Origin of the sequence: Xanthomonas sp. NCPPB 3761 (genome assembly GCF_041475705.2) — a bacterium.
Lineage (GTDB): Bacteria > Pseudomonadota > Gammaproteobacteria > Xanthomonadales > Xanthomonadaceae > Xanthomonas > Xanthomonas phaseoli.
In genome coordinates this window covers 3,116,267-3,139,104 of the sequence record NZ_CM191262.1, presented here as the reverse complement: position 1 = coordinate 3,139,104, position 22,838 = coordinate 3,116,267, and the positions used below count along the sequence as shown (strand labels likewise).

The window sequence follows — 22,838 nt, the reverse complement described above, 5'->3', positions numbered from 1 at the left end:
TCCGTCGGCCTCACTCTGCGGGTGTGTCCTCGCCGGCACGGGTGAACATCGGCAAGCGCAGCCGCGAGCGATGGCCCGGCACTGGCGGCTGTGCGGGTGCTGTCAGGCCAAGAAAGTAGCCGCGCTGCCATTTCTCGCGCGCCGCCGCCGACTGTGCATCGGTCAGCTCATCGAGAAAGCGCGTGCGGCTTTGAGTCCAGTCGGCGTGTTGCTGCGCCAGCTGCGGCGCTTCGGAAAGCGGTTTTCACTGCGGCTGTATCTGCTCGATCAACTGTCGCTGCAGCGGGAACAGATGACAGAACGGCTCGCCCGCCTCGAAGCGCACCCGTCCGGGCCGGGTGAAGCGCCAGTTCATGGTGAAGGTGTGCGGGCTCCAGTCGGTTTCCACCATGCCGCTCAACGCGCCGATGCCGTCCTTGGGCCGGTTCAGGGGCCCGGTCACGAACAGGTCGATGCCGGTGTCGGTGCGGAACAGGCACGGTACGTGGAAGGTCAGCACGCCGTAGCCGAAGTGGCTGATCGCCGGTGCCTGCGTCTGCGCATCGGCCGTGATGGTGATCGCCGCCAGTGCGTCGCTGCCGTCCCAACTGGCCTCGAAACCGGACTGGCACAGCAGTTCCCAGCCATGCGCATTGGCGATCGCCAGCGGCAGGCAGCGGTAGGCGTAGCGCTGGTCGGTGGCGTCCATCCACGCACGCTCGTGCGGGGCAGGGCGGATGTCCAGCGTGTGGCCGTCCAGGACGTGGGCGATGAGCTTCATGCGCGGGCGATCGGTGAAGAGCTGGCTGGCGATGATAGCTGCGCGCATGTTCAGCCGAACGACTTGTCTCCCCGGCGCGCGGGCCCCATCCTGACCACATGACCGATAACGCTCTCACTCTGGCCGAAACCCGGCTGCTGCTTCCTTCCGGCCTGGATGCCGGCCATCTCGACCGCACCTTCGGCGCCCTGCTGGGCCCGGGCATCGACTTCGGCGATCTGTATTTCCAGCATTCGCGGCGCGAGAGCTGGAGCGTGGAAGACGGCATCGTCAAGGACGGTGCGCATTCCATCGAACAGGGCGTGGGCGTGCGCGCAATCGCCGGCGAGAAAACCGGCTTCGCCTATTCCGACGATATCCATCGCGATGCGCTGCTGGAAGCGGCGCAGTCCGCGCGCGCGATCTCGCGCGAGGGCGGCGCGCAATCCACCCGTTCGCTGGTGCGCGGCAACGGCCGTGCGTTGTACCCGGCCACCGATCCCATCGACGACATGGACAGCGCCACCAAGGTGGACCTGCTGCGCCGGATCGACCAGTTCCTGCGCGCTGCCGACCCGCGCGTCAAGCAAGTGATGGTGAGCCTGTCCGGCGGCGTGGACACGGTGCTGATCGCCCGCAGCGACGGCGTGCTGGCGGCCGACGTGCGCCCGCTGGTGCGCTTGAACGTGCAGGTGATCGTCGAACAGGGCGGCCGGCGCGAATCCGGTTATTCCGGCGGCGGCGGGCGTTACAGCTATGCCGAGCTGTTTGCCGACGGCCCCCCGGAAGGGTTTGCGCGCGAAGCGCTGCGCCAGGCGCTGGTGAATCTGGACGCGATCCCGGCGCCGGCCGGGGTGATGCCGGTGGTGCTCGGCCCGGGCTGGCCCGGCGTGCTCCTGCACGAGGCGGTGGGGCACGGCCTGGAAGGCGACTTCAACCGCAAGGGCACCAGTGTCTACACCGGGCGCATCGGCGAGCGCGTGGCCTCGCCGGGCGTGACCATCGTCGACGACGGCACCCTGGATGGCCGTCGCGGCTCGCTCAATATCGACGACGAAGGCACGCCCAGCCAGTGCACCACGCTGATCGAAGACGGCGTGCTGGTGGGCTACATGCAGGACAGCCACAACGCGCGCCTGATGGGCGTGGCGCCCACCGGCAACGGCCGCCGCGAATCGTTCGCGCACCTGACCATGCCGCGCATGACCAACACCTACATGCGCGCCGGCCAGCACGACCCGGAAGAGATGATCCGCTCGGTCAAGAAGGGCATCTATGCGGTGAACTTCGGCGGCGGCCAGGTCGACATCACCAGCGGCAAATACGTGTTCTCGGCTACCGAGGCGTATTTGATCGAAGACGGCAAGGTGACCGCGCCGGTCAAGGGCGCCACCCTGATCGGCAACGGCCCGGAGACCATGCAGAAGGTGCGCATGATCGGCAACGACCTGGCATTGGACGAAGGCGTAGGCGTGTGCGGCAAGGACGGGCAGAGCGTGCCGGTCGGTGTCGGCCAACCCTCGCTGTTGATCGACGGCATCACGGTTGGCGGAACGCAGGCCTGAGATGCGGGGATTTGGGAATCGGGATTCGGGATTGGTAACGGCAGGAGCGGGTCGCCATGCGGCCGTGCCGTGTACTGCGCCGGTCTCGGAACCGCGATTGGGGGTCAGCGCATTGGGAAGCAAGGCGGTAGAGGCGCGCGGCGTCCTCGGCGCTCAGGTGCCGCCTGTCCGGGTTGCTGATGGTGGACGCTGGTTGCCGCGGTTGACTGCGGCGGAGTCGCCGGTTGAGCGGCTCCACGATTGCGGCCGCCAGCTCCTATTCTTCGTCTTCCAGATCCTGCTCGTCGTCCAATCCCGAATCCCCACTCTCCAATCCCTGCTCCTGCGACAGCTCGCGCAATACCTGGAACAGTTCGCGGTACGCGCGCGGAGGCTTGTTTTTGGCGCGTTCGTGGATCGCGTTGCGCACCAGCTGACGCAGTTGCTGGCGGTCGGCGGCCGGGTAGGCTTCCAGCAGTTCGGACAGCGCCACGTCGCCTTCGGCGAGCAGGCGTTCGCGCCAGCGTTCGACCCGGTGGATCGCCGCCACTTCGCGGCGCGCGGTGTCGCTGTTGGCGTCCAGCGCATCGCGGATCGCGGCCAGGGTCTGTTCGTCCTCGCGGCGCATGTGCTTGGCCAGAAACGCCAGTTGCCGCTTGTGCGCGATATGCGAGGTGATGCGCTTGCTCTCTTCGATATGCGGGATCAGCGATTCGGGCACCGGCAACTTGGCCAGCTGCGCCGGGGTCAGCGCCACCAGCTTTTCGCCCAGGTCGAAAATCTCCAACGCCTCGCGCCGTTGCTGGCTGCGGCTGGCGCCACGAAATTCACCGGTCTCTTCATCGCGTCCGCGCATTGCCACCACATCCCGAAACTTGGTTGATAAACATCTGCGGCCTCGAATGGCCGCGCGTCGGCGGAACAATTCCGCACCGAATTCAAACACTCCGGCCATGGATGGCCGGGCTTTCGCGGACGGATCCGCGTTTCCAAGGATAAAGCATTGAACGCACTCTCCTCCGAAATCCGCGTTACCGACGACAGCCTGCAGCGCCTGGATGCGCTCACCGACATCTCCCAGCGCCTGCTCGAGCGCGCGCGCGCGGCCGGCGCCACGCAAGCCGAAGTCAGCTGCAGCGAAGAGCGCGGCCTGGACGTGAATGTGCGGCTGGGCGATGTGGAGACGGTCGAATCCACGCGCGATCGCGGCATTGCGGTCACGGTCTACTTCGGCAAGCGCAAGGGCAGTGCCAGCACTGCCGACCTGCAGGATTCCAGCCTGGAATCCACCGTGGCGCAGGCCTGCGCGATCGCCCGCTTCACCGAGGACGACGTCGCCGCCGGCCTGGCCGATCCGGAATTGATGGCGAGCGAGTTCCCCGAGCTGGATAGCTGGCATCCGTGGGCGCTGGACGCCGACACCGCCGTGGATCTGGCGCTGGCCTGCGAAACCGCCGGCCGCGACGCCGACGCGCGCATCAGCAACTCCGACGGCGCCTCGGCCAGCACCGGGCTCAGCTTGTCGGTGTACGCCAATTCGCATGGCTTCATCGGCCGCGAGCGTGGCACCCATCATTCGATCAGCTGCGCGCTGATCGCCGGCCAGGGCGACGGCATGCAGCGCGACGGCTGGTACAGCAGTGCGCTGGCACGCGAGGACCTGGAAGCGCCCGACGCCATCGGCCGTCATGCCGCCGAGCGTACCGTGGCGCGCTTGCAGCCGCGTTCGCTGCCCACCGGTCAGTTGCCGGTGCTGTTCGCACCGGAAGTGGCGCGCTCGCTGGTCGGCCACCTGCTCGGTGCGGTCTCCGGCGGCGCGCTGTATCGCCGTGCCAGCTTCCTGCTCGACAGCGTCGGCAGCAAGTTGTTCCCGGACTGGTTCAATATCGAAGAGCTGCCGCACCTGCGCCGCGGTTTGCGCTCGGCCGCCTTCGACGGCGAAGGCGTGGCGACGCGGCGTTCGGCGCTGATCACCGACGGCGTGCTGCAGCGCTATGTGCTGGGCAGCTATTCGGCGCGCAAGCTGGGCCTGCAGACCACCGCCAATGCCGGTGGCGTGCATAACCTGCAGGTCACCGCCAATGCGGGCGATCTGGCGTCGATGATTGCCGGCATGTCGCGCGGCCTGCTGGTCACCGAATTGATGGGCAATGGCGTCAATCCCGTCACCGGCGACTATTCGCGCGGCGCCGGTGGCTTCTGGATCGAGAACGGCGTGATTGCCTACCCGGTCGATGGCCTGACCATCGCCGGCAATCTGCGCGACATGTTCGCCGGCATCGAAGCGGTAGGCAGCGACGTCGACCCGCGCTCGCACGTCAAGATCGGCTCGGTGCTGATCAACCGCATGACGGTGGCAGGCGACAGCTGAGCGGCCTTGGTGGCGCCGACCTGACCGGTTTGCGCGCGGCAGCGTGTTGTGCAGGCGCACGCCGGCAGGCAGCCGCTGGAACTGGACGGTACATGCACGTGGCGCCGAAGCGGGCAGCTCACCTTCGCGACCGCTGTCTCCCACGCGAGTGCGTAGAGCCGATGGCTGATGTGGCGGCGCGCGAGCGCTCGCCATGCAGCGACAACGCCGGTGAACACGCCGCCTGCATGGTGCGGGCGGCGCGAGCTCGCAGCACGGCAAGGCTTTTTTCGAAATGACGTGGCCCTTTGCAGTCACGGCCAGGCCGTGCGCCCATGTCTTTCCGCACTGGTGGCTGGCTGAATCGTTGCTATAGTCCGCCGCACCACAACCATGCACGGGGAGACATGATGAGCGAATTCGAATCGCAGGCCGCACCGCCACCGCCGCCGGTCGGCACCAGTCCGTCGGAGGAGCGCACGCTCGCGCTGGCCGCGCATCTGCTCGGCATCGTGACCTCGTTCGTCGGTGCGTTGGTGATCTGGTTGATCAGCAAGGACGCCAACCCGTCCAAGCCGTTCGCGACCGATCAAGCCAAGGAAGCGCTGAATTTCCAGATCACCGTGCTCATTGCCACCGTGGCGGCGATCGTCCTGACCATTGTCTCGTTCGGCATCCTGTTCTTCCTGCCGACGCTGGTGTGGATTGCCAACCTGGTGCTGTGCATCCTGGCCGCAGTCAAGGCCAACAACGGCGAGCACTATCGTTACCCGTTTGCGCTGCGCCTGATCAAGTAATCGGCGCGGAGGAAACAACAAAGGCCCGGCAGCGATGCCGGGCCTTTGTCGTATCAGCCGATGGCGCGATCAGTTCTGCGCCGGGGTGTTTTCGGCGAAGTACTCATGGCTGTCGGCGTTGGTGATGGCTTGGGCCGGGTTGCTGATCGCCAGGCTGCGCGCGCCGGACTGGCCATAGACGCGGTCCTGGGTGCCGGCGACGACCGTGAAGTGGCTGGTCTCGTGCACCAGCGTGCCGGCCTTGGAGTCGGTGCCAGTGGTCGACGCACTCCAGAAGGCGTTGCAGACGTGGATCTCGTACGGCTGGTTCGGATAGACGTAGGCATAGGCGTCCGCCAGATCCGCATCGCAGCTGCAGTTGATCGTCAGCTGGCCGTTGTTCTGGTCCAGCGCATTGTCGATGTTGACGAAGTTCGAGCTGACCCGGCTGTAGCGCGAGGCGTTATAGGTACCGAACCAGGTGGTGTAGCGCGCGCCGGTGCTGCCGGCGTTGAGGTAGTTGCGCGCGTTCTGCGAGTAGTTGCGCGCGGCAGTGACGGCACTGCCGGCCTGGCTGGTGCGGGTGGTGCTGCAGTTGAGGTAGTTGATGCCGTTGACCACGGCGGTCGGGCCGACTGCGAGTTCGCGCTGGACGCCACGGCGTGCACCGTCCAGCCAGACGGTGAGCGGGGTGCTGGTGCCCACGGCCGGCTCGCCGTTGGCCGCCTTCATCAGGCTGCCGTCGGAAAAGGACGCGTACTGCAGCGCCGAGCGCACCTGGATGGTGTAGTTGCCGCTGGTGGACAGATCGTAGGCGCCGGCCAGATCGACCTCGCCCTTCACGCTCTGGCCTGGCTGCAGGATGGTGAAGTCGGCGGCCTTGGGCAGGCCGCGCTTGACCAGGCGCCCGGTGTAGTCCACTGGCTTGCCGTCGCGGCTCACTTCCAGGATGCCGTTATCCAGCGACTTCAGCGGCAGCTGATAGGTCGGCACGCGTGCGATCTGGCTGCCGTGATTGGTGACGGTGACGGCGATCTTGCCCTGATGACGCCCAGCCTGGTCGGCCACTGGCGACAGTTCGATGGTCAACGGAACCGGGCCGCGCACGGACTGCGCCTGCGCCGATCCAAGTACGCCAACAACGGCCAGCGTGCCTGCTGCAAACGATGCGAAAAAAACGTTCTTCACCAGTAACTCTCCGTGTGATCGGGGGATGTCCGCGGATGCGGGCAAGCCAAACCTAGGCACGACGAGCGGACGCGACAAGTCATTCAATTGCGAATATTTTTGTTCGCAGCGCACTTATGAACGCTACTGAAATATCACGGATGTCGACAATTCAGCCTTAAAATGCGTGGTCTGTCACGTGTTGCGGTGTCGAATGTGTCGACGGCTGACACAAACGTGCGCAAGAAAAGTTGCAATGTGCGACCGAGTTCGCCGGATGCCCGCCGCCGCTGCAGAGGTTGACCGTGCGCTGGCGCACGGAGTGCGCAAATCGTGTCCGGCGCGTCCGGTTCATGTCGCAAATCGCCCCGATGTGGCCGCGCGGGCGACCAGCGCGCCGTTGCGGCACCCGAGGCGCTTCGAATCGATTCGGCAGCGGCCGTTTCTCGCTTGCTGCGCTCTAGCGGCGTCGGCAACCGCGGCTAGTGCGCGCGGTTCACCGCAAACCGGCCCAACGTGGCCAATGTCTCGCCGGGGGGGCCGTAGGGCTGCAGGAGGTCATGCATGCGCGCGGCCAGTTCGGCCAGCTTCGCCTTGGCGCCGTCCATCCCCAGCAGGGCGGGGTAGGTGGATTTGGCTTGCGCCGCGTCCTTGCCGGCGGTCTTGCCCAGCTGCGCCGAGCTCGATTCCACATCCAGGATGTCGTCGCGCACCTGGAAGGCCAGGCCCAGCGCGTCGGCAAACTCGTCCAGACGCTGCTGGTCGGCCGCCGCGGCGCCTCCGGTGAGTGCGCCCATCCGCACCGCTGCGCGGATCAACGCGCCGGTCTTGAGCGCATGCATGCGCTGCAGATCCTGCAGTGATTGCAGTTGTCCTGTCACATCGATATCCAGCGCCTGGCCGCCGCACATGCCGGCCGCGCCCGCAGCGGTGGCCAGGCTCTGCATCCAGCTAACGCGCAGTTCGGCGCTGGCAGAGGCAGTGGCGAGTAATTCGAATGCGCGCGTCTGCAAGGCGTCGCCGGCCAGAATCGCGGTGGCCTCGTCGAAGGCGATATGCACGGTGGGTTGGCCGCGCCGCAGCGCGTCATCGTCCATCGCCGGCAAGTCGTCGTGCACCAGCGAATAGGCGTGAATCAGCTCTACCGCCACCGCGGGCGTGTCGAGCTGATCCTCGGCCGCGCCGAACAACGCGCCGCTTGCGTAGACCAGCAGCGGACGCATGCGCTTGCCCCCGCCCAGCACGGCATGGCGCATCGCTGCATGCAGGCGCTGCGGCGCATGCGTGGCGCTCGGCAGGCCGGCCTCCAGGCTGCGTTCGGTGCGGGCGATCCAGTGGTCGAACAGCGCCGAGCTCACCTCAGCCGTCCAGCGACGGCGGTTCGAAGGCTTCGGCAAGCTCGGGGCGGGCGGGGTCGGTCAACAGGCGCACGCGCAGTTCGGCCTGTTCCAGCGCCTGCTGGCAATCGCGGTACAAGCCGATGCCGCGTTCGTAGGCCGTGAGCGATTGCTCCAGGCTCAGATCGCCGACTTCCATCTTCTGCACCAGTTGCTCGAGTTCTTCCAGCGACTGTTCGAAGCGGGCAACCGGGGATGTTTCGTTCAAGGACTTCTTGGCCATCGCTAAAGTGTGCGGCGCGCGCGCAGGCGGGTCAATTCGCATCGGCAGCCGTGCGCCACTGCAGCGCTGCGGCATTGGCCTGCAGCCATGCGTCCAAGGTGCCGGAAATGATGCAGTCGCCGGCGGCGAGCACCTGCGTGCCTTCCCACAGGATCGGCAGGCGCATGCGTTCCCACGGCGGTAGATCCAGCGCCTGCAGCAGGTGTTTGAGCTGGTGCGAATGCGTGCGCTGCGGCAGCACGATGCGCTCGCCGCCCTGGCGTGCGCGCACCCGCAGCGGCTGCGCAAAGCGCAGGCCGGGTGCGCCGAGCAACTGCAACTGCGCACCGTCGGGCAGGTGCAGGGGCGCTGCGCCGTCCCATTGCGCATGCCAGTCCGACGGCCAGGCCGCAACGGGGCGATGCAGAAACAGGCACTGGCGCCAGCGGCGTACTTCTACCTGCTGCCACGCAAAGCAGGCGTGCCGATCTGCAGCGTGATTGGCGATTTCCTGTTCCAGTGCGGCCACACCTTGCGCAGGCAGCGGCGGCGCGTGCGCCGCGCTCACCCAGGCGCGCAACAGCCGTGCCCTTCGTTCCACCGGTTGCGCGCGCAATGCCTGCAGATCCAGCGCGCCGCTTGCGGTCCGCACGCTCGGCAACAACGCCATGTCCTGCTGCAGCAGTAATGCGCTGGCATCGGCGCTCAGTTGCGCACTACAGGCCAACGCATCCGGTGCTTGCGGCCAGCGTTGCTGCAGCAACGGCATGACTTGGTTGCGCAGGAAATTGCGGTCGTGGCGTGGATCGGTATTGCCGGGATCTTCGATCCAGCGCAAGCCTTGCGCATGCGCGTAGGCGAGCAGGTCTGCGCGAGCATGCGCCAGCATCGGGCGCCACAGCGTGCCGTTGGCAAATGGGCGCTGCGGCCGCATCGCCGCCAGGCCTTCGGGGCCGGATGCGCGCAGCGCACGCAGCAGGAACGTTTCCGCCTGGTCGTCGCGATGATGTGCCAGCGCCAGCCATTCGCCAGCAGTGAGCGCCTGCGCGAACGCCGCGTGGCGCGCGTGACGTGCTGCCGCTTCCAGCCCAAGCCCGCTGTCGCGTGCCACCTGCACCCGCACGATCTGCAACGGCACCTGCAGCGCGTCGCAGGTGCATTGGCAATGCCTGGCCCAGGCATCGGCATCGGCATGCAGCCCATGATGCACATGCAGCGCGCGCAATCCTGCGTGTCGATAACGCGGCGTTGCCGCCAGCAGGTGCAGCAGCACGCTGGAATCCATCCCGCCGCTGTAGGCCAGCAGGACCGGACCGGGCGGGGTGGCTGGCAGCAGGAGCGGGGTGCCGGTCAGCACAGGCGCAACCTCGCAGGGGATCCTACGCGCTCGGTATGCAGAGGCCATCCCTGTTGCGTGATGGCCGGTCGGTCGCCCGCGTGGGGTGTGCTCTGCTTGGGACGCATCGACGATTCCGTTGTCGCCCGCGTCCGACGGCGCGAACAGCCGTGCGCAGCTGCAGCCTTGGCTGCAACGGGCTGCCGTGCGCGCTCACCGCATCGGTCTGCGGCGACCCATCGGAGAACCCCACTGGCAGCCGCGGATTGCGGCCATTTGCGGGCGTGCTCGTACACGGCGTTGGCGACGCCAGGCGCGCAGCTCGCGTGGCGCTGCGTCAACCGCATCACGCGCCGGCTCGCCCGCCATCGCCGCAGCGCCGCCTGCGCATCAGCGCTTGACCGCAGCCTCGAACGTGGTCGGCTTGGGCAATTGGACCGGCACACCAGCCGCGTCGCAGGTGCCTGCCTTGCACAGGCGCTCGCGCAGGCGCGGGGTGGCCTGGACGATGACGTGGTAGATCACGTTCTCTTCCAGCGTGCCGCGGAACGCCGCGCTGCCGGGGCCGGTGGCCCAGATGCCCACATCTTCGCCGCCATGGCTTTCGGATTTGGTCGGCACCAGCGCTTCCTGCATGTAGCTGGGTGCCTCGGTGTCGACGTGGGTCAGGTCTGGGCGGCCGGCGGCCGGCTCGCTGCTGCTGGGTTCGTGCGGATATTTCTTGGGCCCGGCCGGCTGCGCGTTGCTGGCACCGGTGTAGCCGGGGCCGTTGGCGTAGCTGAGCGTGGTGTAGGGCTGGCCGGCCAGGTCGGTGGCCAGCTGGCTGCGGTCGCCTTCTTCGCCGCCGGTGCCGCGTACCTTGCCCAGGATCGGATTGCCGCGCACCGGGTAGCCGACGAAGTTGAGCGTGTGCGAATGATCGGCGGTGACGATGATCAGCGTGTCCGGTGGCGCAGTCTGCACGGCAGCGCGCACGGCATCGGACAGCGACACGGTTTCGTCGAGCGCGCGGTAGGCGTTGCCGGCGTGGTTGGCGTGATCGATACGGCCGCCTTCGACCATCAGCACGAAGCCATTCGGGTCACGTGACAGCGACTGGATCGCGGTGCGGGTCATCTCGGTCAGGCTGGGCTCGCCCTGCGGGGTGCGGTTGCGGTCGTGGTCGAACTGCATGTGGTCCGGTTCGAACAAGCCCAGCAGCGCCGGTGCACCGGACGCTGCCTGCAATTGCTGCTCGTTCCAGACATAGGCGCCCTGCGGATGCGCTTGTTTCCATTCGGCCACCAGATCGCGGCCGTCCAGGCGCAGGCCCACCTTGTCGTCGTATTCCGGGTCGCGCTCCTGCACGCCCTGGAACTGGCTGCGTCCTCCGCCCAGCACCACCTGCGGGCCGCGGCCGTAGCGGGCGGTGGAAAGCAATTGCTGGGCGATGTCCTGGCAACCGGCAGCACGCGCCGACTCTGGAAGGTCGGTGTCGTTTTCCCAGTTGCGGTCCGGCGAATGCGCATAGGTTGCCGCCGGCGTGGCATGGGTCAGGCGCGTGGTGGTGACGATGCCGGTGGCCATGCCGGCGCTGTCGGCCAGCTGCAGCCAGCTCAGCAGACCCTTGCTCAAGCTGTCGGCACAGTCGCTGCGGTTGCCGCTGCTGACCCCGATCGCGCCCATGTGCGACTTCACGCCGGTGGTGATGGAGGTCATGGTGCCGGCCGAATCGGGCGTCTGCGAGTCAGTGTTGTAGGTCTTGCTGAAAGCGGTGGCGGGGAATTGTTCCCACGACAACAGGTTTTCCTCGCCCGGGCCGCCCTTGCGCTGGCCATCCAGGATGCGTGCGGCGGCAACCGTGGTCAGGCTCATGCCATCGCCCAGGAACAGGATCACGTTACGCGCCTTGCCGGCCATGGCGCCGTTGCCGGCGGCCCGGGCGGCGCCCGAGCGGTACCACCATTGCGGGGTTTCGCCGGCCGGGTGCACCACCGGCGGTACCTCCACGCGGACCGACGCGGGCGCAGAGGTGCTGCTCTCCGTCGTGGAAGCGCAGGCGGCGACGCACAGCGTGGTCAGGGCGGCGAGGGTAGGCAGGCGGTAACGCATCGGCATCGAACTCGTGGCTGAATCAATCCCCATTATGCCGCGCTGGGTGGTGTCACACCGATGACACAGCGCTGTTCCAGCTGTGGTCTCGCGGGCAAGGCGGCCCTGGGCTATGGTGCAAGCACTTTCCCCCCGGAAGATTCGACGACATGAAACTGGTTGCGGCGTGGTTGCGCATTCCGTTCTGGCAACGCGTGGTGGCCGGCTTTGTCCTCGGCGCGCTGGTCGGCTGGGCCATGGGCCCGGCGGCCGATGTGTGGTTCGGTCCGCTGGGTGACCTGTACGTCACGCTGATCAAGATGATCGCCATCCCGCTGGTGTTCTTTGCGGTGATCAATGCGATCTCGTCGCTGCACGGGCAAAAATCCGTTGCCGCACTCGGCGGGCGCACGTTTTTATGGTTTGTCATCACCGCAGCATTGGCGGTGGGCGTGGGCCTGGCGGTCGGCACGATCATGCAGCCGGGCGCCGGCCATTTCAGTCTGAGCGTGGATTCGGCCTGGAAGCCGCGCGATGTGCCAAGCCCGGTCCAGGTGCTGCTGGATGTGGTGCCGTCCAATCCGTTCTACGCACTGACCGGCATCGGCACCAAGACCAACGCGGCCGGCGAAACGGTGCTGGCAGCCGGGCGTGGCTCGATCCTGCCGGTGATCTTCTTCGCCGCGTTGCTCGGCTTTGCAATGGTCAAGCTCGGCGAGCGGGTGGCCGAGGCGCGCAAGCTCACCGGGCAACTGAGCGACATCATGATCCAGGTGACGCGCTTCGTGCTGGAAATGACTCCGCTCGGCACCTTTGGCCTGATCGCTGGCCTGGTCGGCAGCTACGGTTTTTCGAAACTGCTGCCGTTCGGCAATTTCGTGCTCGCGCTGTATGTCGCCTGCGCGATCCATATTGTGGTGGTCTACAGCGGCCTGTTGCTCGCTCATGGGCTTAACCCGTGGAAGTTCTTCCGCGGTGCCGCGCCTGGCATGCAGGTGGCGTTCGTGAGCTCGTCGAGCTTTGCGGCAATGCCGGTGGCGATGCGGTCGATCACGCATAACCTGGGGGTCAGCAAGGACTACGCCGCATTCGCGGTGCCGCTGGGCGCCAGCATCAAGATGGACGGTTGCGGCGCGATCTTTCCGGCGTTGTGCGCAGTGTTCATCGCGCAATACACCGGCGTGCCGCTGACCGCCAATCAGTATTTCGTGGTGCTGATCGCCTCGGTGCTCGGCAGCTTCGGCACGGCCGGCGTGCCGGGCACCGCGGTCATCATGGCGACGGTGGTGCTGAGTGCAGCCAATTTGCCGCTGGAAGTGATCGGCTACCTGTACGCCATCGATCGCATCCTCGACATGATGCGCACCATGACCAATGTCACCGGGCAGATGCTGGTGCCGGTGCTGGTGGCCAAGGAAACCGGGCTGCTCGACAAGCGCATCTACGACGCGGCGTCGACCAATGTCGGGCTGGAAGATCCGCCCGCCGACAGTGCCAAGCCACTGCGCTGAAGACCCGATGCGTGCCGGATGTTCCATGTTGCGCGAACGGCTGCAGCAGCTGCCCGAGCTGGAACACGTCGATGGTGTGTTCGTGCAGCGCGACCTGGCGGAGGACACCTTCGAGCAGCACTACCTGCAGATCCGGCGCAAGGAAGGCCGGCTGTACACCGATGCGCAGGTGCGCAGCCTGCCGCGTCCGGGCGAAAAACTGGCGGCAACGCTGGAATGGCGCGTGCGCGCGCTGTCGAGCAGCTTGCTGGTGCAGCACCTGGGCACGCATGCCGGCGAAGGCGCCATCCTCGAACTCGGTTGCGGCAATGGCTGGCTATCGCACTTGCTGGCCCAGTCGCTGCAACGCGAGGTCTGCGGCATCGACGTCAATCGCACCGAGCTCACCCAGGCCGCACGCGTGTTCGGCCATGCAGCGTCTCTGAGTTTCATCGCTGGCGACATCCAGACCGTGGCACTGCCGCGCGAGGTATTCGACATCATCGTGCTCCCCGCCTGCGTGCAGTATTTTGTAGATCCTGGCGCGCTGATCGAACGTCTGCTCGCGCACCTGCGCGAGGATGGCGAGCTGCATATTCTCGATAGCCCGCTCTACGCCACGCCGCAGCGCGGCCAGGAGAGCGCCGCACGCAGCCTGCGCTACTTCACCGAGCTGGGCGTCCCGGAACTGGCCGCGCATTACCACCAGCATACCTACGCGACGTTCGATCGCTTTGCAGTGCAGTGGTTGTTCGACCCGCGTCGTTGGAGTGCACGTGCGCGAAAGGCGCTCAGATTGTCGCAACCGCATTTCCCGTGGCTGCGTCTGCGCAAGCGCGACAACCTTGAGGTGCTTGGCGGTTGAGTGTGCTTGGGGATGTTGGCTGACAACGCCGGGCAGTGTGCGTGGGGCGATCTGGCTTCTCACGCTCGCGGGCGAGCTTCGAGGCATCCGGCATTTGCTGATGGACTGATGTGAAAACGCTGCGTGTGCCGGCCGATGTTCGTAGGTGCTCACGTCGGCCGGTGCGGCAATCGCGTTGCGGGTACGACGTGCTTCCACCACATGGCACACTTCCAGCTCATCCATTGACGAGGGCGGGCGGTGATTGGCCAACATCGTGATCTGACATTTCGTTTTCTGGCCGAGCCCAGTGACGTCAACTTCGGCGGCAAGGTGCATGGCGGCGTGGTGATGAAGTGGATCGACCAGGTTGGCTTTGCCGCCGCCAGTGGTTGGAGCGGGCATTACTGCGTCACCGTGGCGGTGGGCGGTATCCGGTTCGTGGCGCCGGTGCGCATCGGCGATCTGGTGGCGGTGTCGGCCAAACTCGTCTACACCGGCCGCAGCAGCATGCATTTCGCCATCGATGTACGCGCGCGCAGTCCGATGGGAGGCGACTCGCGCCTGTGCACGCATTGCATCATCGTGTTCGTGGCCATGGACCCGGACGGGGTCACCCCGGTCGAAGTGCCGTCCTGGCGGCCCGACACCCCGGAAGATCAACGCCTGGCCGAATACGCGCTCAAAGTGATGGAATTGAGCAAAGGCATCGAGGACACCATGGCGCGGTACAAGGCCGACACTTCGCAGTGATCCGCATCATGCCTGCGGGTAGGTCATCTGCCCGATTGCAGCGTAGGCGGCGCTGGCAGCGTGACTCTCGGCGCGACTGGTACGTAGGCCGATAGGCGCCGGGAGGCCGCGCGGTGGCACACGGGCGTCGCGGCCCGGTTGCGCGCAACAAAAAAGGCCGCGAGAGTGTCGCGGCCTTGTTCGACGCAGTCCTGGCAACCGAGCGTTACAGCACCCGACGCGCCTGGATGAACTTCTCGCTCCAGTAGCCGCTGGCCAGCGAATCCACGCGCACGTCCTTGCCGCGGCTGGGCGCGTGCAGGAACTTGCCGTCGCCGACCACCAGGCCGACATGGTCGATACGACCGCGCTTGCCGAAGAACACCAGGTCGCCGGCCTTCAGTGCGCTCGGGTCCTTGATCAGTTCGGCCGATTCGTCGCGGGCGATGTCGCGCGAGACGCGCGGCAGGTCGATGCCGAGCGCAGTCTTGAACACATAGCCAACCAGGCCGCTGCAGTCGAACCCTTCGGTGGACTCGCCGCCCCAGACGTACGGGGTGCCGAGCAGGGCCATGGCGCGCTGCAGGATCACCTGCACGCGGCTGTCGGCCACGGCGTTCTGGGCAGCATTGGCTGCGCTCTGCGACACGTCGTAATTGGCAAGCAGGCGGCTGAGATCGCCGGCGAACATCGCCGAGCGGTCCATCAGCGGAATGGCGTCGTTGGCAGCCAGGTGCGGAAGCAGGGCGGCCAGTGTTGCAGTGGCAGCGGCGTCGGCGCGGCTGCGGGTTGCGGCTTTCTCGGCGGCGACGGCGCTGTCAGGCGTGGTCGTCTGCGGAGCGGATGGCGTGCTGCTGGCGGTCTGCGCGAATGCGGGAAGTGCTGCAATCAAGAGAGCGGTGGCGCATAGCAGGCGGAGCGGTTTCCGGGGCGGAAGCGGTGCGGCGCCAGTTTTGATCTGTTCGTCGTTCGTCACGCGGGAATCACAGTTCTGCTGTCGATGCGAGATGATGCCCTGGTGAAAGAATCGTTACGTTCAAAAAAAGTTAACTTTCCGTTTTGTGACTTGTGATTTGCGTCACATTTCAATGCAAAACCCGCTTTGAACCTGAATAATGGTCACGCCAGTAAGCTCCATCAAGGAAGCCCAAGCGGACTGTACCGCCGGTGGTCGGAGCATGCACGAAGCGGCCTTCACCGACATAAATGCCGACGTGGGTCACGTTGCCTCCTGAGCCAAAAAACACCAGGTCGCCGGTGGCAAGTCGCTCGGGCGGGATGCGTGGGCCCTGGATTGCGGCCAGTTCGCGCGAGGTGCGCGGTAGCGCCAAGGCCAGGACATCCTTGTAGACATAGGTGACCAGCCCGCTGCAGTCGAAGCCGGTCTCCGGCGTGTTGCCGCCGAATCGGTATGGGGTGCCTACCAGTCCCAGCGCGCGCATCAAGATGTTGTTGGCGGCAGCCGGGTCGGCCGGCGCTACCTGCGGCCACACGCGCGCTGCCGGTGGGGCCGCGGCAGCGCGCCGCACCGGCGCGTGCGACGAACAGCCCCCCAGGAGCAGCAGGCCCAGCAACAGGCTGGCCGCGGCGCGTCGGGCGCAGGCGGCGAAAACTGGCGTGATATGCATGGAGCCGGGATAATGGGCGGTTCGAAAGGTCGCCATGATGGCGGCGCACCCGGCGGCCGACAAGCCGTCCTCAACCGTCTGCCACCGGGCAGCCCATTCAGAGCCAGGCATGAAGATCGAAAAAGACAGCGTTGTCCGCTTCCATTACACCGTTTCGGAGATCGGCCAGGAGCCGATCGAGAGCTCCAAGGAGCGTGACCCGTTGGCGATCATGATCGGCCACGGCAACATCATCCCGGGCCTGGAAGCGGCCATGATGGGTAAGGAAGCCGGCGAGAGCTTCGGCGTGGACGTCAAGGCGACCGAAGCCTACGGCGAATACCGCGAAGGCCTGAGCCAGCGCGTGCCCAAGAAGCATTTCGGCGCCACCAAGCTGGTGCCCGGCACCCAGGTCGTGCTGCAGACCAACTTCGGCCCGCGCGCAGTGACGGTGCAGAAAGTCGGCATGAGCGTGGTCGATGTGGACCTCAATCACCCCATGGCCGGCAAGGACCTGCATTTCGACGTGGAGATCGTCGAAGTGCGCGAAGCCACCGCGGAAGAACGCGACCACGGCCACGTACACGGCGACGGCGGTCATCACCACTGAGGGTGGGGCAAGCACGCGCCCGCGGCGGTTTGACAGTGGGACGTCTGCGCGCCACTGACGTAGGCCGGTCATCCGGCGCTGCGGTGGCGCATGCAGGCCACGCGCAGATCGGGCCATGCGTGTGGGCTGCCGCGGTGCGTGCATGATCGCTGTTCCTGACGGCCCACCCCATTGGTGGGCCGTTTGCATTCTGCGGCGCGTGCCGCCGCATCTGGTTGCCTGAGCCGTGATGACATCCCGCGACGTGCTGCTTCCCATTGCTGCGACAGAGCGCATCGTCGTGCTGGATGTTCTGCGCGGCGTGGCGCTGCTGGGCATCCTGCTGATGAACATGGAAGCCTTTGTCGGGCCGCTCGATCTGGCCATGACCGGCGTGGAGCCGCATTGGCATGGCGCCGACCGGGTTGCCGATGCGCTGGTCTACGTGTTCGTGCAAGGCAAGTTCTACACGCTGTTTTCGCTGTTGTTCGGCATGGGCTTTGCGGTGATGGCGCAACGCGCCGCGCGCGCCGGGCGCGCGTTCTTCGGCCTGTATCTGCGCCGCACCCTCGGGCTGTTGGCGATCGGGCTTGCCCATGCATTGCTGGTGTGGTCCGGCGATGTCCTGGTGACTTATGCCCTGCTGGCGTTGCTGCTGCTCGGTGCGCGCAATGTGCCGACGATGACGCTGCCGTGGCTCGCTGCGTTCGTGTACCTGTGCGCACCCGGACTGACCCTGCTGTACGGGGTGGCAGGCGAGTTGGCGCAGGCCGATCCTGCGGCGACGGTGCAGTGGAAGGCGGCGATGTCTGACGCCGCGCAGCAGGCGCTGGCGAATGTGCAGGCGCAGCGCGCCGCGTTCGGCAGCGGCACTTACCTGCAGGCGACGGTGCAGCGCTGGCATGACTTTCAGCAGGCGATGACCGGCTTCAGCATCAACGGCCCGGCCATGCTCGGCATGTTCCTGGCCGGTAGCTGGTTCGTGCGCAGTGGTGCGATCGCCACGCCCGAGCGCTTCCCACGCGTGTTTGCGACGTTGCGCTATGGCGTGTTGCCGCTCGGGCTGGGCGTGATGCTGGCAAGTTATGCATTGGAGCCGTGGATCGATCCGGCGCGGCTGGACCTGCGCCTGTCCGGCGCCTTCGCGCTGTCGCTGATTGCAGGGCCGTTGATGTGCCTGGGCTATGCCGCATGGGTGGTGCGCCTGGCACCGCGTCTGGCATGGCTTGTGCCAGCGGGGCGGATGGCATTGAGCAATTATCTGCTGCAATCGCTGGTCTGCACCGGCATCTTCTACGGCTACGGGCTGGGCTATTTCGAACAGCTGCCGCGGGTGTGGCAACTGCCGTTCGCGCTGGTGCTGTTCGCGCTGCAGGTACTGCTGAGCCGGTGCTGGCTGCACTGGTTCCGCTTCGGGCCGATGGAGTGGCTATGGCGCAGCGCGACCTATCTGCAGGTGCCGCCGATGTGGCGTGGCACCGGGCGCGCTGGGTAGCGCCTGCATGCACGGCAGTGGCGATGATGTAGTGGTGATCGGTGCGGGCGCGATTGGCCTGGCCACCGCGCTGGCACTTGTCGACGCGGGCCGGCAGGTGCGTGTGCTCGATGCCGGTGCGCCCGGTGCGGCGACCTCTTACGGCAATTGCGGCACCATCACGCCGAGCCATGCACCGCCGCTGGCGGCGCCCGGCATGATTGCGCAGGCACTGAAATGGATGTTCACCCCGGATGCGCCGCTGTATATCCCGCCACGTCTGGATCCGGGGTTGTGGCGCTGGCTGCTGCGCTTTGCGCGGCGCTGCAATGCACGCGATTGGCAATCCAGTGCACAGGCGCGCGCAGCGCTGTTGCACGATGCGCGGCAGCGCTTCGACGCGTGGGTGGCGCGGTACGGGTTGGAGTGCGAATTTCGTAACGACGGTTTGGATTACGTGTTTGGCGATGCGCGCCGCTTTGCGCAATACCGCGACGAATGCGCGCTGCTGGCGCAGTGGGGTATCCGGGCGGAGGTCATCGATGGTGCGGACTACGTACGCCAGGATCCCGCATTTCGCGATGGGATCGCCGGCGCGATCCACTTCCCGGGCGATGCGCATCTGCGCCCGGAGCAATACACCGCAGAGCTTGCGAGAGTGCTGCGCGCAGGTGGCGTGGTGATCGATGCGCACTGCCGGGTGCAGGCGATCGTGCCCGATGGAGCTGGCAGCTGCGTGCAGACCGAGCACGGCAAGCGCCGTGCGCGCGAGGTGGTGATCGCAACCGGGCCATGGTCGCCGGTGCTGGCGGCGCAACTTGGTTTGCGCCTGCCGGTGCAGGCCGGCAAGGGTTATTCGATTACCTACAGCGCGCCGCATCTGATGCCGCGCCGCCCGGTGGTGTTGAAGGATCGCTGGGTGTTCGTGGTGCCGTGGCGCGAGCGCCTGCGCATCGGCAGCACGATGGAATTTTCCGGACGCGATACGCAGCTCAATGCCACCCGCCTGGCTGCGTTGGAGCGTGCAGCGGCCGACTATCTGCAGGCGCCCTGCGGGCCTGCGGTGATCGAGCGCTGGTACGGCTGGCGGCCGATGACCTGGGACGATGTACCGGTCCTGGGCGCGGTGCCGGGCCATCCTCACGTCTGGCTCGCAGCCGGGCATGGCATGCTCGGTATCAGCATGAGCACTGCAAGCGGACAATTGATGGCCGACCTGATCACGGGCCGCGCACCCGCGCTGGACCCGCATCCTTACCGGGCGGAGCGTTTCGCATGAGTGCGCGTTACGACTACGACGTGGTGATTCTGGGCGGCGGCTCCGGGGGGCTTGCGGCGGGATTTCGCGCAGCAAGACATGGCGCGCGCGTGGCGATCATGGAGCCCTCCGAATTGGGCGGCACCTGCGTCAATCTCGGTTGCGTGCCGAAGAAGGCGATGTGGCTGGCAGCCGATCTGGCCGGCAAGATCGAGTTGGCCAGCGCATTGGGATTCGATCTGCCGCGCCCGACCTTGGCCTGGCAGGAGCTGGTCACGCATCGGCAGGGGTACATCGCCAACATCCACGCCAGTTATCGACGCCGCCTCAACGAAGATGGCGTGGTCTTGATCCCGCAGCGTGGCGTGCTGCAGGACCGCCATACCGTCATGGGCAGCGACGGCGTGCCGGTGACCGCCGAGCACATCGTGATCGCCACCGGCGCACACCCATTACGCCCGGACGTGCAGGGCGCAGAACATGGCGAAGTCTCCGACGATTTCTTCAACCTCTGCCATGCGCCCGAGCAGGTCGCGATTATCGGCGGTGGCTATATCGCGGTGGAAATCGCCGGGCTGCTGCAGGCCTTGGGGAGCCGCGTGCATCTGTTCGTGCAGGGCGAGCGCTTGCTGGAACGCTTCGATGCGGAGCTAACCTTGCAGTTGGCCGACAACCTGCGTCATCTGGGCGTGCGGCTGCACTTCGGTTTCACCACCACCGCACTGGAGCGCGATCTGCACGGTGCGCTGCGCGTGCATGGGCATTCCGTGCATCCGCGCGAGCAGGGCAACGACGTCTTCGACAAGGTGTTCTTTGCGGTGGGCCGACGCGCCAATACCGCCGGGCTGGGTCTAGACACGGTGGGTGTTGCGCTTGGCGACAAGGGGGAAGTGGTGGTGGACGACGGTCAGACCACCAACGTGCCGAATATTCACGCAATCGGCGATGTGGGCGGCAAGGTCGGGCTGACACCGGTGGCGATTGCGGCGGGGCGCAAGCTGATGGACCGCCTGTTCGGTCACCAACCGGATGCGCGCATGGACTACGAAAACGTGCCCAGCGTGGTGTTCTCGCACCCGCCGCTCGGCCATGTCGGGCTCACCGAAGAGCAGGCGCGTGCGCGCTACAACGGCGCGGTGCGCGTGTACCGCAGCAATTTCCGCCCGATGCTGCACGCGCTGGCCGACGCGCCGCAGCGCAGTCTGTTCAAGCTGGTGTGCGTGGGCGAAGAAGAACGGGTGGTCGGCGTGCACCTGCTGGGTGAGAGCGCCGACGAAATGCTGCAAGGCTTTGCGGTGGCGGTAAAGATGGGCGCGACCAAGCGGGACTTCGAGGAGACCGTGGCGATTCATCCCACCTCGTCCGAAGAGATTGTGTTGATGCATTGAAGGCTGGTGCGCGGTGGCGTCGCTGTCGCTGCCGATGGTTGGTTGCGATGTGGCGGCGCATGAGGCGATGCCTTGATCGATGCCCGGCTGGGATATCGCCGTTGCAGCCGTAGCCGTATCCAGCGCTGCGCGCCACCTTCTCTCCCCGACGGGGGCGGCGTATCGATGCGGGGAAGGATCGAAGCCTCTGCCATCATGACAGGCCTCGGCACAGGCGAGTCATCGATCCAGCTCGATCCGATGGTTCAAAGCGTTTTGTAATTTGAACCGGGCAATGACGGGGTGTCGCGTTGCCTGAGCGGTTGCTTGCGGCGCCCGTACCCTCACCCCAACCCCTTTCCCGGGGGGAGGGGGGTGCAACGTTCCCTTCGCCTACAGGGCGATCCGCACGCGCACATCTACCCCCGTCAGCTGGCATGCTTGCGCGATGTCCAGATCTCGCCATCCAGCCGCGCGCGGCACTGCCAGCGTGCCTGTTCGTGACGCCTCCAAAGGTGAGTCACTGTCCGGCGAGCAGGCGCGGCTGCGGATTCTCCAGGTGATCCGCGCCATTCCCGTGGGCGAGGTCGCCGGTTATGGGGAAGTTGCCCAGCGCGCCGGCCTGCCGGGCCGTGCGCGGCTGGTGGCACGCGTGCTCAGCGGCAACGACGACCCGCAGCTACCCTGGCACCGCGTCTTACGCAGCGATGGCCGAATTGCCTTGCCCGATGGCTCGGCAGGCTACCGGGAGCAATGCCAGCGCCTGCGCGCCGAGGGCGTCCAGGTGGAACGGGGCCGTGTGCGTCGTGCCAGTGCCGCGCAGCGCTTGGACGCGGCCGTGTGGGGGCCTTCATAAGCCTGCCGTTATCATCGGCAGCATTCCGAAGGAAGCCGCCATGCCTCAATTGCCGCCCATCACCAAAGCTTTACTGATCGCCAACATCGGCTTGTTCCTGCTGCAATGGGCGGTGGGCGACCTGGGCGCTGGCGTGTTGCCATCTGACAGCGTGTTGTCGTGGCTGATGTTGTGGCCGCTGTCCAACGGCTTCGACGCGTTTTCGCCGGGCGCCAGCTTCATGCCTTGGCAACTGCTGACCTACGCGTTCCTGCATGGTGGCTTCAACCATCTGTTTTTCAACATGCTGGCGCTCTTCATGTTTGGCGCGCCGTTGGAACAGACCTGGGGCCAGAAGCGCTTTCTGACCTACTACCTGGTGTGCGTCGCCGGCGCCGGCCTGTGCCAGTTGTTGATGGCCTGGTTCACGCAAAGCGGTGCGCCGGTCGTGGGCGCATCGGGCGGCGTGTTCGGTTTGCTGCTGGCGTATGGAATGCTGTTCCCCAACCAGCGCGTGATGCTGCTGTTCCCGCCGATTCCAATGAAGGCGCGGACGTTCGTGATCGTGTTCGGCGCGATCGAGTTGGTGCTCGGGGCGACCGGTTGGCAGCCTGGCGTGGCCCATTTCGCGCATCTGGGCGGCATGCTGTTCGGCTGGCTGATGATCCGCTACTGGCGCGGCCAGTCGCCATTCGGTGGTGGCAAGGGCGGCCGCAAAGGGCGCAAGCCGCCGCTGCGCGTGGTGCGTTGAGCTAAACGGCACGGTGCTGGAAGTGTTGCATCCGGGGAGCGGTTCCGGCCACGAAGAGGCTTATTCGGTAATGCCTTATCGCAGCCCGCGGCGCTCATGGGATTGGTTGAGGTGGATTGGACGGGACATCAGAGGGGCGGGTAAATGCATTATCCGCACAACACGGTGGTTGGTTGGATTGCGCGCGACGGTGAAAGTGCGCGGTTAGCGCATGATCCGCATGACCCGTGGGAGCCGCCCATGCCGCGACGAGACTCTATCGATATTGCCCGTCGCGGCCGGGGCCGCTCCTACGGAATTTCGCAGGCGA

At 66.3% G+C, this 22,838-nt stretch carries 20 protein-coding genes and 1 pseudogene; 12 read left to right on the top strand and 9 right to left on the bottom strand.

The genetic code is table 11. The features are described from left to right. Window positions 1–10: 10 nt before the first annotated feature. A pseudogene (locus tag ACCQ00_RS13755) lies at window positions 11–760 on the bottom strand (DUF6065 family protein). A gap of 98 nt (window positions 761–858) precedes the next feature. Here ACCQ00_RS13755 and tldD point away from each other — a divergent pair. Next, window positions 859–2,304, top strand: coding sequence for a metalloprotease TldD (gene tldD / locus ACCQ00_RS13750; RefSeq protein ID WP_039570337.1), 1,446 nt, complete (start codon window positions 859–861; stop codon window positions 2,302–2,304). A gap of 256 nt (window positions 2,305–2,560) precedes the next feature. Here the strand turns inward: tldD and yjgA are convergent, their stop codons facing one another. Continuing rightward, entirely contained in the window at window positions 2,561–3,139 is a 579-nt protein-coding gene (yjgA, locus tag ACCQ00_RS13745) for a ribosome biogenesis factor YjgA (protein WP_039570341.1), read from the bottom strand. A gap of 147 nt (window positions 3,140–3,286) precedes the next feature. Here yjgA and pmbA point away from each other — a divergent pair, with 147 nt between their 5' ends. Both pmbA and ACCQ00_RS13735 read left to right on the top strand, forming a co-directional pair. Further along, a complete protein-coding gene (pmbA, locus tag ACCQ00_RS13740; RefSeq protein WP_017156394.1) occupies window positions 3,287–4,654 on the top strand; it encodes a metalloprotease PmbA in 1,368 nt (455 codons plus the stop codon). A gap of 314 nt (window positions 4,655–4,968) precedes the next feature. Further along, window positions 4,969–5,430, top strand: coding sequence for a DUF4870 domain-containing protein (locus tag ACCQ00_RS13735; protein ID WP_017156393.1), 462 nt, complete (start codon window positions 4,969–4,971; stop codon window positions 5,428–5,430). Between the two features lie 69 nt (window positions 5,431–5,499). On the opposite strand, the gene ACCQ00_RS13730 is transcribed toward ACCQ00_RS13735, so the two are convergent. From ACCQ00_RS13730 to ACCQ00_RS13710, 5 genes are all read right to left on the bottom strand, one after another. Further along, window positions 5,500–6,597, bottom strand: coding sequence for a M35 family metalloendopeptidase (locus ACCQ00_RS13730; RefSeq protein ID WP_372353955.1), 1,098 nt, complete (start codon window positions 6,595–6,597; stop codon window positions 5,500–5,502). Between the two features lie 461 nt (window positions 6,598–7,058). Then, entirely contained in the window at window positions 7,059–7,934 is an 876-nt protein-coding gene (locus ACCQ00_RS13725) for a polyprenyl synthetase family protein (protein WP_039570347.1), read from the bottom strand. Window position 7,935: 1 nt separating this feature from the next. Then, a complete protein-coding gene (locus tag ACCQ00_RS13720) occupies window positions 7,936–8,196 on the bottom strand; it encodes an exodeoxyribonuclease VII small subunit (RefSeq protein WP_003486852.1) in 261 nt (86 codons plus the stop codon). 31 nt (window positions 8,197–8,227) lie between these two features. Then, window positions 8,228–9,532 carry a tRNA lysidine(34) synthetase TilS gene (tilS, locus tag ACCQ00_RS13715; protein ID WP_039570350.1) on the bottom strand — a complete coding sequence of 435 codons (1,305 nt, stop codon included), beginning with the start codon at window positions 9,530–9,532 and terminating at the stop codon, window positions 8,228–8,230. Between the two features lie 369 nt (window positions 9,533–9,901). Continuing rightward, window positions 9,902–11,608, bottom strand: a complete 1,707-nt coding sequence (locus tag ACCQ00_RS13710) for an alkaline phosphatase family protein (RefSeq protein WP_372353954.1) — start codon at window positions 11,606–11,608, stop codon at window positions 9,902–9,904. Window positions 11,609–11,751: 143 nt separating this feature from the next. Between ACCQ00_RS13710 and ACCQ00_RS13705 the strand changes: the two genes are divergently transcribed. The 3 genes from ACCQ00_RS13705 to ACCQ00_RS13695 all read left to right on the top strand — a co-directional run bounded on the left by ACCQ00_RS13705 (window position 11,752) and on the right by ACCQ00_RS13695 (window position 14,668). After that, on the top strand, window positions 11,752–13,092 hold the full coding sequence (locus tag ACCQ00_RS13705) for a dicarboxylate/amino acid:cation symporter (protein ID WP_039570355.1): 1,341 nt from the start codon (window positions 11,752–11,754) through the stop codon (window positions 13,090–13,092). Between the two features lie 7 nt (window positions 13,093–13,099). Continuing rightward, on the top strand, window positions 13,100–13,936 hold the full coding sequence (locus tag ACCQ00_RS13700; RefSeq protein WP_039570358.1) for a class I SAM-dependent methyltransferase: 837 nt from the start codon (window positions 13,100–13,102) through the stop codon (window positions 13,934–13,936). 240 nt (window positions 13,937–14,176) lie between these two features. Beyond that, complete coding sequence (locus tag ACCQ00_RS13695; protein WP_039570360.1) at window positions 14,177–14,668, top strand: acyl-CoA thioesterase; 492 nt, start codon at window positions 14,177–14,179, stop codon at window positions 14,666–14,668. Window positions 14,669–14,873: 205 nt separating this feature from the next. On the opposite strand, the gene ACCQ00_RS13690 is transcribed toward ACCQ00_RS13695, so the two are convergent. Together ACCQ00_RS13690 and ACCQ00_RS13685 are read right to left on the bottom strand one after the other, a co-directional pair. After that, a complete protein-coding gene (locus ACCQ00_RS13690; RefSeq protein ID WP_017168813.1) occupies window positions 14,874–15,623 on the bottom strand; it encodes a C40 family peptidase in 750 nt (249 codons plus the stop codon). 109 nt (window positions 15,624–15,732) lie between these two features. Next, the gene (locus ACCQ00_RS13685) at window positions 15,733–16,275 is read right to left on the bottom strand and encodes a C40 family peptidase (RefSeq protein ID WP_372354144.1); all 543 of its coding nucleotides are present in this window, start codon (window positions 16,273–16,275) and stop codon (window positions 15,733–15,735) included. A gap of 109 nt (window positions 16,276–16,384) precedes the next feature. Here ACCQ00_RS13685 and ACCQ00_RS13680 point away from each other — a divergent pair, with 109 nt between their 5' ends. The 6 genes from ACCQ00_RS13680 to ACCQ00_RS13655 all read left to right on the top strand — a co-directional run bounded on the left by ACCQ00_RS13680 (window position 16,385) and on the right by ACCQ00_RS13655 (window position 22,528). After that, a complete protein-coding gene (locus tag ACCQ00_RS13680) occupies window positions 16,385–16,864 on the top strand; it encodes an FKBP-type peptidyl-prolyl cis-trans isomerase (RefSeq protein ID WP_017156383.1) in 480 nt (159 codons plus the stop codon). Window positions 16,865–17,093: 229 nt separating this feature from the next. Beyond that, entirely contained in the window at window positions 17,094–18,338 is a 1,245-nt protein-coding gene (locus ACCQ00_RS13675) for a DUF418 domain-containing protein (RefSeq protein ID WP_039570365.1), read from the top strand. Then, window positions 18,316–19,596 (top strand): NAD(P)/FAD-dependent oxidoreductase, encoded by a 1,281-nt coding sequence (locus ACCQ00_RS13670; RefSeq protein WP_180301673.1) that lies wholly within the window; start codon window positions 18,316–18,318, stop codon window positions 19,594–19,596. Before ACCQ00_RS13675 ends, ACCQ00_RS13670 begins: the two co-directional genes overlap by 23 nt. Continuing rightward, window positions 19,593–20,963 (top strand): glutathione-disulfide reductase, encoded by a 1,371-nt coding sequence (gorA, locus tag ACCQ00_RS13665; RefSeq protein WP_039570371.1) that lies wholly within the window; start codon window positions 19,593–19,595, stop codon window positions 20,961–20,963. Before ACCQ00_RS13670 ends, gorA begins: the two co-directional genes overlap by 4 nt. Window positions 20,964–21,390: 427 nt before the next feature. Then, window positions 21,391–21,798, top strand: coding sequence for an MGMT family protein (locus ACCQ00_RS13660; protein WP_046736082.1), 408 nt, complete (start codon window positions 21,391–21,393; stop codon window positions 21,796–21,798). Window positions 21,799–21,838: 40 nt separating this feature from the next. Beyond that, window positions 21,839–22,528 (top strand): rhomboid family intramembrane serine protease, encoded by a 690-nt coding sequence (locus tag ACCQ00_RS13655; RefSeq protein WP_017156378.1) that lies wholly within the window; start codon window positions 21,839–21,841, stop codon window positions 22,526–22,528. The last annotated feature ends 310 nt before the right edge of the window (window positions 22,529–22,838 follow it).